Below are 11,655 nucleotides of genomic sequence, written 5' to 3'. Positions count from 1 at the left end.
GTGCGGCCAGCACGCCGCTTTAGCTCAGATGGCCAGAGCAACGCACTCGTAATGCGTAGGTCTCGGGTTCGAATCCCGAAAGCGGCTCCCTTGGGAAGAAGCCAGGTCACCTTGCACGTGACCTGGCTTTTTTGTTGTTTTGAGGGGGCGTGTCGGGCAGGGTGTGGTCGCCGGTGGGGGCCGGGGGCGGGGTGCTGTGGGCTTCTGGTGTGTCGGGGGTGGTCGATACGATCTGGCTCACCGGCGAGTTGGGGGAGTCTTGCGTGGAACCCTTCATGGGAGTGGTGCTGTCGGCCGTCGGGACGGTCGCGTCCGGCGCGTTGTCCGGTGCGGGCGGGGAGATGGGCAGACGCACCTCTGAGACGCTCTTCGGGCTGCTGAACCGGGCGCGTGACGAGCAGGGAACCGCGGCCGTCGCGCCGGGACGGGCCGGGGGCACCCGGGCGGACGGGGCCACGGGCGGCGGGCGGGCGCCGACGCTGCCGGTGACCGAGTCCGAGCAGCGCGCGGCGGCGTTATGGCTGACGGAGGTCGCACGCCGGTCGCCCGACTTCGCCGATGAGGTGGCTCGGTGGCTCGACGAGGCGGCCTCGCTGGCGCCGGGAGCCGCCAACGGCGGGGCTCACGGGACCGTCCGCCCGCGGATGCTGCCCCCGGCGACCGGAGTGTTCACGGACCGGGAGGACCTGACGGCGTCGGTGACCGCGCTGCTGGAGGAGACCGGCCGCACACGGGGCGCCCCGGCGGTCGCCGTGCTCAGCGGTCCGGGCGGCATCGGCAAGACCGCGGCCGCGGTCAACTGCGCCCACGTCCTGGCCGACCGCTTCCCGGACGGCGCGCTGTACGTGGACCTGGCCGGTGCCTCCGCCGAGACGGCACTGGCGCCGTCCGACGTGCTGGTCCGCTTCCTCGAACGGCTCGGGACGCCGCCCGCCGCGGTGCCCGGGGACGAGGCACGCCAGCGTGACCTCTACCGCGACCGCACGGCCGGCCGACGCCTGGTGATCGTGCTGGACAACGCCAACTCCGACGCCCAGGTCCTGCCGCTGCTCCCGGCCTCGCCCGACTGCCTGGTCCTGGTGACGAGCCGGCGCCGGCTGGACCGGCTGGTGGCCGGAACCGGGGCGCGCCACCTCACCGTCCCACCGCTCACCCCGGAGGATTCGGTGCGCCTGCTGACCCGGATCGTCGGGGACGAGCGGGCGGCGGGCGCGGAGGCGGGCGTGCGGGCCGTCGCCGAAGGGACCGGCGGGATCCCGCTGGCCCTGTGCACCACCGGCGCGCGCCTGGCCGTACGGGAGCACCTGGCGTGGGAGCGGGTGGCCCGGCAACTGTCCGAGCGGCGTACGGGATCCGGCGGCGGGGACGGCCAGGAGGAGGGCGCGGCGATGCCGGAGGGGACACCGGGGGACCCGGTACGGCTCGCGCACGACGGCGCGTACCGCGAACTGGCACCCGAGTGCGCCGCCCTCTACCGGGCGGTGGCGGTGTGGCCGTGGCCGACGGTCACGGTGCGCTGCGCGGCACTCGCGGCCGGTGTCGAGGAGGGCGAGGCACGCCTGCTGCTCGAACAACTGGCAGATGTGCACCTGCTGGAGGAGGTGGCGCCGGAGCGCTATCGGTTCCACGACGTGGCGCGTGCGTTCGCGCACGACCTGGCGGTCGCCGAGGACGGGCACGGGCGGATGGCCGCGGCCGTGCGCCGGGTCGCGGTCGGGCAGCTACGGTTCGCGGCAGGTGCCGATTTCCGGGTCATTCCGTCCCGGTGGCGGCTCGGTCCCGCCTACAGGGCGCTCGTCCGGCAGGAGAACCGCGACCCGGAGGACGGCAAGCGCGCGCTGCAAGAACTGCGCGAGGAGCGCGAGAACCTCGCGGCGGTCGTCCGGGCCGCCGCGCACCACGGGTTCGACGATCTCGTCTGGCAGCTGTGCGAGGCGATGTGGGGGCTGCATCTGCGGCTCGGCTTCCACGAGCAGTGGGTCGACACCCATCTGCTGGGCGTGGCGGCGGCCCGGCGCAGCGCGGCCGAGTTCGGCGACCGGCGGGCCGTGGGCCGGGTGCTGGTCCAGCTCGCCTTCGCCTACATGGGCCTCGGCCGCGCCGCCGACGCGGAGCGGGCCCTGACGCAGGCGGTGGCGGCGGACGCGGACTGCGGTCACCACCGCGGGCAGGCGAGCGCCGTCGAGGCACTGGGGCTGCTCCACCTGAAGCAGTGGCGGTGGGCGGAGGCCGAGGAGAGCTTCATCGAGGCCGGCCGGGTCCTGAGCAGGATCGGACAGGCCGACGAGGGCCGGGAGGACCTCCCGCGGGCCCGCGCGCTGCTGGAGCACCACACCGGGCGGGCGCAGGCCAAGCAGGGCCGGTTCGATGAGGCGGTCGACAGGTTCAACACCGCGCTCGTGCAGTTCCGCGATCTGCCCGGGGGCGCCGACCGGTACAACGAGGGCCGGGTGTACATGAGCCTGGGCGAGACGCATCTCGCCGCGGGGGCCGTCGAACACGCCCTGGTGTGCCTGGACAAGGCGGTCGACATCATGAGCGTGGAGGGCGCCGAGCCGCAGCTCGCCTACGCCCTGGAGCTGCGGGCCGACTGCCACCGCCGTTCCGGCCGGGCGGAGGGCGAGCGTGCGGACCTGCGGGCCACCGTGCCGCTCCACGAGCGCGGCGGTGATCAGCCCGCCCTGGCCCGCGTGCGCGCCCGGCTGGCCGAGCTGGAGGAATGACAGTGCCCCGCTCTCACCACTGCGGGTGCGGTGGTTCCAGGGGGTCGATCCGTACGCGGTGGGTCGCCCGGCCGGTCCGTACGACGATCTCGGCGACGGCCTCGTGCGCGGGCCTGCCGGCGGCGGCCTCGCCGGTGGTCCACGCGTACAGTGCGGACGCGTAGGCCGCCGGATCGCACAGGTCGGCCCTGCCGTCCGGAGCCGCGTCCGCCGTCAGCCGCAGCAGCGCGCCCTCCCGGGTGCCGACGACACAGCGGTCGACACCGTCGACGTAGACGGCCAGACCGCAGTACGGGTACCGGGCGAGTGCCTCCGCCACCCAGGCGCCCGGCGGTCCGACTCTCGGGTCGTCCGCGCTCCCACGGCGCACGACGATGTCGGCGATCCGCAGCCGCCCCGCGTGCTTCGTGTCCTCGTCGACCACGGTGTGGGCGGCGGTGTCGTGTTCGGTCCCGGACACGGTTTCGGTCCCGGACACGGTCTCGGTCCCGGGTACGGCTTCGGTCCCGGATACGGTCTCGGGATTCTCCTCTGTGGTGGCGCGGCGGACCACCGCGACCTCTGGTGGACCGGCGCCGAGCAGCCGGGTCAGGACCCGGACCGGCGCGGTGCGCCGGTCCGGTGTGTACGGCGGCAGCGGCAGCGGGTCGAGCAGGGCGGGCCGTCCGCTGGGCTCGGGCAGGTCCATGAGGCCGTAGAACAGACGGCGCAGCAGTGGGCCCGACTCGCCTGGTGACGAGGTCGTCTGCGCGGCCAGCCGCCGGTACCGGCCCGGCTCGTGCGAGGCGATCACCTGGTCGATCTGCGCCCGCAGAGCCCCCTGACCGGTGCCGTGCCGGACGATCCGGGGAGCGGTGCGCACCAGGGCGGCGACGGGGGAGTGCGGGTCGAGGGCCTCCTCGGGGAAGGCGCCCAGGAGGACGGGAACGCCGATGGACGCCGCGTAGTACGTCACGCTGCCGTGGTCCCCGAGGACGCAGTCGGCCGCGATCAGCGCCTGGCGCCAGCCGTCGAGCGGCGGGATCGTATCCAGTCCGGCCTGCCGCGCGTGGTCCAGCCAGGCCCGGACCTGCCCGGGGCCGTGGCCGTACCAGACGTTGGGGTGCAGCACGGCCGTCACGCGGTACTCGTCGGCGGGCAGTTCGGCGGTCAGCCGGGAGAGCAGCCAGGGCAACAGGTCGTCGGCGTCGGCCGGTTCGCCGCCCTGCCCGGTGGTGTCACCGAAGAGCGAGCGCGCCGACCAGGTCGAGTTGAGCACGATCAGCCGGCGGCCGGGACCGACGCCCAGCGCACGGCGGAAACTGTCGCGGCGCGGGAGGGCGGCGAGGATGCGGTCGTAGCAGGGATCACCGGCGAGGACGGCCGTGGGCGCGGCCTCCGGGCAGTACGCGCTCAGCCGCTCCAACTGCTCCGGATGGGAGAGCACCGTCGCGGTCGCCAGCGGGCGCCGCCCGTCATCGAGCAGCCACTCCGGCGACATACCGAAGACCGGTGCTCGGTGCTCGGTGCTCGGTGCTCGGTGCTCGGTGCTCGGTGCTCGGTGCTCGGTGCTCGGTGCTCGGTGCTGCCAGCTTCTTATTGTATCCGACCCCATGTGACAGAACCACCAATTTGCCCCGGAAAGCCTCCAGTTCGCCCCCATAGCTCGCCGTGATCGCCAGGTCGAAGTCGGTGTCCTTCGCCTGTGACCAGGGGAGGACGGGCAGGCCGGATCGGGAGAGGAGTTCGGGTACTCCGGCGAGGAAGGGGGAGGAGCCCGTGCAGGTGGCGAAGAGCTGGACGCGCAGGTCGCCGTCGAAGAGCGGGAGTGTGTCCAGCAGGCGGGTCGCCGAGGTCACGTTGTGGACGATGAACAGGACGCGGCGGCAGCCGGTGCGGGTGATCCACCGTTCGGCGTCCTCGCCCACCGGTACGCGCAGCCGTGCCACCCCGCCCATGTCCGCGCCGGCCCCTTCCCCCGCCTGTCGGTCCGTTCGGCGTTCCGCCGGGCCGTCAGCCCGGTTGTGTGTCTGTCGGTCGATGTTATCGAGCGGGCGGGCGGTGCCGGGGGCGGTCAGCCGAGGAGGCGGATCGGGGTCCCCGCCAGGTACGCCTCGATGTCCTCGACCGCCTGGCCGTAGTAGCGGGCGTAGTTCGCCCGGGAGACGTAGCCGAGGTGCGGGGTGGCCAGCAGGCGCGGGGCGGTGCGCATCGGGTGGGCGGCGGGGAGGGGTTCGGTGTCGAAGACGTCGACGCCCGCTCCGGCGAACCGGCCCTCGTGCAGCGCCGTGAGCAGGGCGTCCTGGTCGACGATGGCGGCGCGGGAGGTGTTGACGAGGTAGGCGGTCGGCTTCAGGAGGGACAGTTCGCGGGCGCCGAGGAGGCCGCGGGTGCGGTCGCCCAGGGCCAGGTGGACCGAGACGAAGTCGGCGGTGGAGAGCAGCTCCTCCTTGCTCGGGGCCAAGGCCACGCCCGCTTCGTCCGCCCGTTCCTTCGTGAGGTTCTGGCTCCACGCCGTGACCTCCATGCCGAAGGCCAGCCCCACCTGCGCCACCCGGCTGCCGATCTTGCCGAGTCCCAGCAGGCCGAGGCGGTGGCCGTGCAGGTCGGCGCCCACAGTGGACTGCCAGGGGCCGCCCGACCGCAGGGAGTTGTTCTCCTGGACGATCCCGCGGGCCAGGCCGAGCAGCAGGGCCCAGGTCAGTTCCACCGGCGGTGTCGGCGAGCTCTCGGTCCCGCACACGGTCACGCCGTTCGCCCGCGCCGCCGTGTGGTCGATCACCGAGTTGCGCATGCCGGAGGCGATCAGCAGCTTCAGGCGGGGCAGCCGGTCGAGGAGGGAGGCCGGGAACGCGACCCGTTCGCGCAGGGTCACCACGATGTCGGCGTCGGCGAGCGCCCCGGCCAGGGCGTCCTCCGTGGCGAAGTGCTCGCAGTGGGAGACGACTTCCACCCGGTCGTGCAGCGGTGACCAGTCGGCTGCGGTGGTCGCGGCGTTCTGGAAGTCGTCGAGTACGGCGCAGCGCAGGCGCATGGGTGCTCTTTCCCTCGATTCGGTGGCTGGGTCCGTGTGCGGGTGTCGGGTGTCGGGTGTTCGATCGCCGTGGATCTTCAGGAGTACCGCAGGAACCGGTGCGAGGTACACCGCGGGCAGCGGCGGGACGCACCGCGGTGGGGCGGGAAACCGGGCACGAGGCCACGCCGTGTCAGGACCACGGGCGGAACTGAGGCAACATCTTCGTGAACGAGGAGCGGAACGAGCGGAATCAGCGGAACGCCGTGAGACAGGGGCTCGGGCGCCGCCGGTGCGGATGGGGTGAGCGGAACGTGACGGCAGGGGCGGCCAGGGCGGAAGAGGCGGCAGAAGCCGAAGAGGCGGTGGGGGTGGAGGCGAGGCGAGCGCGCGGGCCGCGGATCGCCGTCGCCGTGGTGACCATGGGGAACCGGCCCGACGAGGTCGACGCCCTGCTGAGGTCCGTCGCCGCACAGGATCTCGCGCCCGCGCGCATCGTGATCGTCGGCAACGGCTGCCGGCTGCCCGAGTTCGCCCACCGGCTCTCCCTGCCCGGCGAGGTCACCACCGTCGAGCTGGACGAGAACCTCGGCTGTCCGGGCGGACGCAACGCGGCCCTCGCCCGGCTGCGTGAGTTCGGCGACGTCGATGTGGTCGTCGACCTCGACGACGACGGGCTCCTCGTCGACGCGGACGTGCTGCGCCGCGTACGGGACCTGTACGCCGCCGATCCCCGCCTCGGCATCGTCGGTTTCCGCATCGCCGACGAGAACGGCGAGACCCAGCAGCGGCACGTGCCCCGTGTCGGCTCCGCCGACCCGATGCGCGGCGGGTACGTCACCGGCTTCCTCGGCGGCGGGCACGCCCTCGGCATGCCGATGCTCGAACAGACCGGCGACTGGCCCGCGGAGTTCTTCTTCGCGCACGAGGAGACCGACCTGGCCTGGCGGGCCGCCGACGCCGGATGGAAGATCCTCTACGCCCCCGAACTGCTCCTGCGGCACCCGAAGACCTCGCCCGCCCGGCACGCCATCTACTACCGCGTCACCGCCCGCAACCGGGTCTGGCTCGCCCGGCGACGGCTGCCCCTCGCGCTCATCCCGGTCCACCTGGGCGTATGGGCGCTGCTCACCCTCGTGCGCACGCGGTCGGCCGCCGGGCTGCGGGCGTGGCTCGGCGGGTTCGCGGAGGGGCTGCGCCGGCCGGCGGGGGAGCGGCGGCCCATGCGCTGGCGGACCGTGTGGCGGCTCACCCGGCTGGGCCGGCCTCCGATCATCTGATCAAGGCCGTCCCCGCGGCGTCACTTGGCGTCGGCGTAGCACTCCACCACCGACATCGTGAACGGGAACCGCACCGGCGTCGGGCCGAACGTGAGCCGTCCGGCCAGCTCCGCCGCCTCCCGTATCGCCGCCGCGACGGTGTCGGCCTCGTGCGCCGGGCAGTGCACGATCACCTCGTCGTGCTGGAAGAAGACCAGCTCGGCCGCCATGTCCCTGCAGGCGCGGCGCAGGGCGGCGAGCAGCAGCAGCGCCCAGTCCGCCGCGCTGCCCTGGACGACGAAGTTGCGGGTGAAGCGGCCCCGGGCGCGGGCGTCACCGGATGCGTACCCCGGGGTCCAGCCCTGGTCGGGGCTCCGGCCGGTGTCCTGCTCGTCCGGATCGTCCTGGGGGAGGCCAGCCTCCTGGGTGGCCTCGTCCGTCGCCCCGGCCGCGGGCGGGCAGGTGCGGCCCAGCCAGGTCCGTACGAGCCGTCCCTCCTCACCGGCGCGCGCGGCCTCGTCGACATAGGCCACCGCGCGAGGGAAGCGGCGGCGCAGCGCGGCGAGGTTCTTCAGGCCGTCCCCGGAGGTCTGGCCGTAGACGGCGCCGAGCACGGCCAGCTTGGCCTGGGCGCGGTCGCCGGAGAAAGCCCGGTCGGACACCGACTGGTAGAGGTCGCCGTCCCGGCCCGCCACCTCCATCAGGCCCGGGTCGCGGGAGATCGCCGCCAGCACGCGCGGCTCCATCTGCGCCGCGTCCGCCACCACCAGCCGCCACCCCGGGTCGGCGACCACGGCACGCCGGATCACCTTCGGGATCTGGAGCGCGCCCCCGCCGTGGGTCACCCAGCGCCCGGTGACCGTGCCGCCCGCCAGGAACTCCGGGCGGAACCGCCCCTCCCGCACCCAGTCCTGCAACCAGGTCCAGCCGTGGGCGACCCAGATCCGGTACAGCTTCTTGTACTCCAGCAGGGGTGCCACGGCCGGGTGGTCCACGGAGTGCAGCTCGCGGCGGCGCGTCGATCTGATCCTGACCCCGGCCCGCGCGAAGGCCCTGACGACCTCGGCGGGCAGGTCGGGCCGCACCCGGTGGCCGAAGGCGGCGGACACCTCCTCCGCCAGCTCGGCCAGCCGCCGGGGCTCGCCGCCGCCCGCGTACCGCTCGCCGAGCAGCTCGCGCAGGACGCCGCGGTGCACGTCCGCGTCCCATGGCAGGCCCGCGCGGTTCATCTCGGCGGCCACCAGCATCCCGGCCGACTCGGCGGTGGTCAGCAGGTGCATGCGGTCGGGATGGGCGGTCCTGTCGTGCCGCCGCTGCTGCTCGGCGTAGACGGTGAGGAGGTCGGAGAGGGGCAGGTGGGTGCCGCGCGGTTCGAAGAGGGGGGACTGCGAGCCCGGCTCGGCGGCCCGCTGCGGCGGATCGCGCGGTACGGGGCCGCCGCGCAGCCGGGCCAGGGCCGCCGCGGCCGAACGGGGCTCGCCGTGCCGTCCCTCGTGGCCGAGCAGCAGCGTCTCGGCGTCCTCGATGTCGTAGCACCGCTCGACGCGCACACCCGCGTCGAGCAGGCGCGGATAGACCTCGGCGGTGGAGCGCCACACCCAACGGGTGACGTCCGGTCTGCTCCGTACGGACTCGGCGAGGTCCGGCTCGCGGCGCACCGGGCCCGAGGGCAGCCCGTCCGGACCGAGGGGGGCGACGTCGGCGCCACCGTCCTCGGCCGGAGCGAGAGCCCAGCGGTCGGTCATGCCGAGAGTCTCGCAGGCACCTGTGACAATCGGCCGGACCTGTGGACGGACGGAACTCAGGAGAGCCGGAGGGCCCGCTGGCCCTCCGATCAGGCCGGCCCGTCCGGTGCCTCACCGGACGGGGCCGCCGGTGCCTCGCCGTCCGTCAGGAACTCCGCCAGGAGGCGGGTGACGAACTCCTCGGCGCGTGCCTTGTCGAGACCGAGGCCGCTCAGCGGGCCGTCGCCGTTCTCCTGCTCCAGGAGGGCGAGAAGGATGTGCTCGGTGCCGATGTAGTTGTGGCCGAGGCGCAGGGCCTCGCGGAAGGTGAGTTCCAGGGCCTTCTTGGCGGCGGGGCCGTAGGGGACGAGGCCGGGTGCGTCGGCGGACGTCGGCGGCAGCGCGGCGGACGCGGCCCGCCGGACCGCCTCCAGGGTCACGCCCTGCTCCTGGATCACCTTGGAGGCGAGCGCCTCCGGCTCGCTGAGCAGGCCCAGGACGAGGTGGGCGGGCAGTCCCTCGGTGTTCCCCGCGGACTTGGCCGCCTCGTGCGCGGCCATGACGACCTTCCGCGCGCGGGCCGTGTAGCGGCTGAAGCCCTGGCTGGGGTCGAGATCGGCGGACTCCTTGGGCACGAACCGCTTCTGCGCGGCCTGCCGGGTGACGCCCATGCTCGCGCCGATGTCGGTCCAGGAGGCGCCGGAGCGGCGGGCCTGGTCGACGAAGTGCCCGATGAGGTGGTCGGCCACCTCGCCCAGGTGCTCGCCTGCGATGACGGCGTCCTGGAGCTGTTCGAGGGGTTCCTGGTGAGCGTTCTTGATGGCCGAGATGAGGTCGTCGAGACGGACCGTCGACCGGATGCTGGGGTTCGTCATGTGTCAACCATAGGTTGACAGTGGTGGGGTGTCAACCTCGGGTTGACATGAAGCCGTGGTGCCTCACCGCTCGCGAGTCGCAGAGTTGTCCACAGGCTGTGGACGGTCAGTCGGTCCGTCGGCCCGGCGTGGCACGATCGGTCCGTGACCCGTACGACCAGCTCCGCCGATCCTTCCGACCGCTCCGGTTCCTCCAGTTCCTCCGGTTCCTCCGGCGAACCCGGGACCGTCGTCGACCGCGCCCTCCGGGCCGCCCTCTACGCCGCCTCCGACGACGCCCTCGACACGGGCGCCTCCCTGCTCGCCGCCGCCCCCGCCGCGGACGCCGAACTCGGGCGGCGCGGCGAGGAGTTCGTGGCGGTCGCCTGGCAGCGCGGCTGGCAGCCCGCCGACGTGGTGCGGATCGTGGGGCGTGAGCTGGGTGAGGAGCACGTACGCCTCGCCGCCTCGCTGATCCGGGCCCAGGCCCGGCACGACGGGCCGCGCGGGCCGCGCTGGACCGCCCAGCTCGACGAGCTGACCCACGCGGAGCCGGGCCGGACCGACCGCTTCTCGTACGCCACCGCCGTGCTGGAGCTGTACCGCCTGCTGCTGCGGCTGCCCGCGCTGGAGCACCTGGACGAGGCGGCCGGCCCCGCCCCGGCGGGGGCGCCGGGGGCCGAGTCCCGGAGGCTCGGCCGGATCCGCGCGCTGCTGGCCAAGGCCGAGGCGACCGGGTTCCCGGAGGAGGCGGAGGCGCTGAGCGCCAAGGCGCAGGAGCTGATGGCCCGGCACAGCGTCGACGAGGCGCTGCTCGCCGCCCGTGCTCCCGCGCCCGACGCGCCCGGCGCCTGCCGGATCGGTGTCGAGCCGCCGTACGAGCAGGCCAAGGCCGTACTGCTGGACGCCGTCGCCACCGCGAACCGCTGCCGCGCGGTGTGGAACGAGCCCCTGGGCTTCTCGACCGTCGTCGGCTTCGAGGCCGAACTGGAGGTGGTGGAGCTGCTGTACACCTCACTCCTCGTGCAGGCCACGACCGCCATGGCGAGGGCCGAGGCGGCGCAGCGGGCCGGCGGACGCAAACGGACCAAGACCTTCCGGCAGTCCTTCCTGGCCGCCTACGCCCATCGCATCGGCACCCGCCTCGCCGCTGCCGCCGAGACCCAGATCACCGAGGACCTGCTGCCGGTCCTGGCGAGCCGGGACGTCGCGGTGGGCGACCGGCTGGACCGGTTGTTCCCGGAGACGACCACCACCCGGCTGCGGGGGGTGAGCGACGAGGCGGGCTGGACGGAGGGCGCGCAGGCGGCCGACCGGGCGCAGATGAGATCCCGCCGCCGGTTGGACTGAACCCGACTGCCCGACTGCCCGACTGCCCGACTGCCCGACCGCCCGACCAGCCCGGACGGCCGGCTCTGGTCGTCGCCGGTCGCCCTCCGCGCGGTCCTCCGCGCAGCCCTCCGCCCGTCGGCCCCGGCTCGTCAGTCCCCCGCCTGCTGGAAGGCCGTCACCGACGCGTCCGGCTCGCTCGCGTCCTTCTTGCCCTGCACCGGGCCGTAGGACCACTTGGAGTCGAGGGCGTCGGCCGCACCGGGCAGGGCGATCTTCAGCGAGGTCGCCGCGAGGCTCTTCCCGTCGCCCTCCTTGCCCCGCACATAGGTCAGGGTGAAGGACGCGGTGCCGCCCTTGGCGAGGGTGAGCTTCTGCGGCTGGCCCGCCTCGTCCGGTTTCACGGTCGCCGAGGTGCTTCCGGCAGCCAGGGTGACGGTGGGGAAGCCGTCCAGGGTGCACTGGGCACCCCGGTTGGTGAGGGTGACCGGGACGTCGCCCGTGTCACCGGCGGCGGGCGCGGCGTTGGCGGGGCCGACCTGGAGTCCGACCTCGCCGATACGGCAGGCGGAACCGGCGGGACCGGCCGAACCGGCGGAGCCGGCGGAACTGTCGGTGTTCTTGCTGCCCGTGTCGCTGTCGGATCCGCTGCCGCCGCTGTCGCAGGCGGCGAGGAGAAGGGCCGCGGCTACGGCGGTGACGGTGAGGGGAATGGCGCGCATGTGCTGCTTCCTCGGGTCGTGACGATGCTCGACGATCATCACGTACGAGCGG

Annotated in this window: 9 protein-coding genes and 1 tRNA gene; 4 read left to right on the top strand and 6 right to left on the bottom strand. The window is 74.0% G+C overall.

All coding sequences use genetic code 11. The features are described 5' to 3' along the window. The first annotated feature begins 13 nt into the window (after window positions 1-13). Both R4Z62_RS14690 and R4Z62_RS14685 read left to right on the top strand, forming a co-directional pair. A tRNA-Thr gene (locus R4Z62_RS14690) sits at window positions 14-87 on the top strand. Between the two features lie 176 nt (window positions 88-263). Continuing rightward, complete coding sequence (locus R4Z62_RS14685; protein WP_491519999.1) at window positions 264-2,723, top strand: XRE family transcriptional regulator; 2,460 nt, start codon at window positions 264-266, stop codon at window positions 2,721-2,723. Window positions 2,724-2,736: 13 nt separating this feature from the next. Here the strand turns inward: R4Z62_RS14685 and R4Z62_RS14680 are convergent, their stop codons facing one another. From R4Z62_RS14680 to R4Z62_RS14670, 3 genes are all read right to left on the bottom strand, one after another. Then, complete coding sequence (locus R4Z62_RS14680) at window positions 2,737-4,203, bottom strand: hypothetical protein (RefSeq protein WP_491519998.1); 1,467 nt, start codon at window positions 4,201-4,203, stop codon at window positions 2,737-2,739. Next, window positions 4,178-4,660 (bottom strand): hypothetical protein, encoded by a 483-nt coding sequence (locus R4Z62_RS14675; RefSeq protein WP_491519997.1) that lies wholly within the window; start codon window positions 4,658-4,660, stop codon window positions 4,178-4,180. Before R4Z62_RS14675 ends, R4Z62_RS14680 begins: the two co-directional genes overlap by 26 nt. A gap of 116 nt (window positions 4,661-4,776) precedes the next feature. Further along, window positions 4,777-5,736 (bottom strand): D-2-hydroxyacid dehydrogenase family protein, encoded by a 960-nt coding sequence (locus tag R4Z62_RS14670; protein ID WP_491519996.1) that lies wholly within the window; start codon window positions 5,734-5,736, stop codon window positions 4,777-4,779. 344 nt (window positions 5,737-6,080) lie between these two features. On the opposite strand from R4Z62_RS14670, the gene R4Z62_RS14665 reads away from it, so the two are divergent. Beyond that, window positions 6,081-6,995: a glycosyltransferase family 2 protein gene (locus R4Z62_RS14665; protein ID WP_491521877.1), complete on the top strand. Its 915-nt coding sequence runs from the start codon at window positions 6,081-6,083 to the stop codon at window positions 6,993-6,995. Between the two features lie 20 nt (window positions 6,996-7,015). Here R4Z62_RS14665 and R4Z62_RS14660 read toward each other — a convergent pair whose 3' ends face one another. Beyond that, entirely contained in the window at window positions 7,016-8,719 is a 1,704-nt protein-coding gene (locus R4Z62_RS14660) for a bifunctional 3'-5' exonuclease/DNA polymerase (RefSeq protein WP_382848160.1), read from the bottom strand. Between the two features lie 89 nt (window positions 8,720-8,808). Beyond that, window positions 8,809-9,573: a Clp protease N-terminal domain-containing protein gene (locus R4Z62_RS14655; protein ID WP_491519995.1), complete on the bottom strand. Its 765-nt coding sequence runs from the start codon at window positions 9,571-9,573 to the stop codon at window positions 8,809-8,811. Between the two features lie 144 nt (window positions 9,574-9,717). Here R4Z62_RS14655 and R4Z62_RS14650 point away from each other — a divergent pair, with 144 nt between their 5' ends. After that, window positions 9,718-10,902: a DUF2786 domain-containing protein gene (locus tag R4Z62_RS14650; RefSeq protein ID WP_491519994.1), complete on the top strand. Its 1,185-nt coding sequence runs from the start codon at window positions 9,718-9,720 to the stop codon at window positions 10,900-10,902. Between the two features lie 131 nt (window positions 10,903-11,033). Here the strand turns inward: R4Z62_RS14650 and R4Z62_RS14645 are convergent, their stop codons facing one another. Beyond that, on the bottom strand, window positions 11,034-11,603 hold the full coding sequence (locus R4Z62_RS14645) for a DUF4232 domain-containing protein (RefSeq protein ID WP_064534393.1): 570 nt from the start codon (window positions 11,601-11,603) through the stop codon (window positions 11,034-11,036). Between the last annotated feature and the right edge of the window lie 52 nt (window positions 11,604-11,655).

Source organism: Streptomyces sp. PL-25 (assembly GCF_058344915.1).
This window is presented reverse-complemented; position numbering and strand designations above follow the sequence as displayed.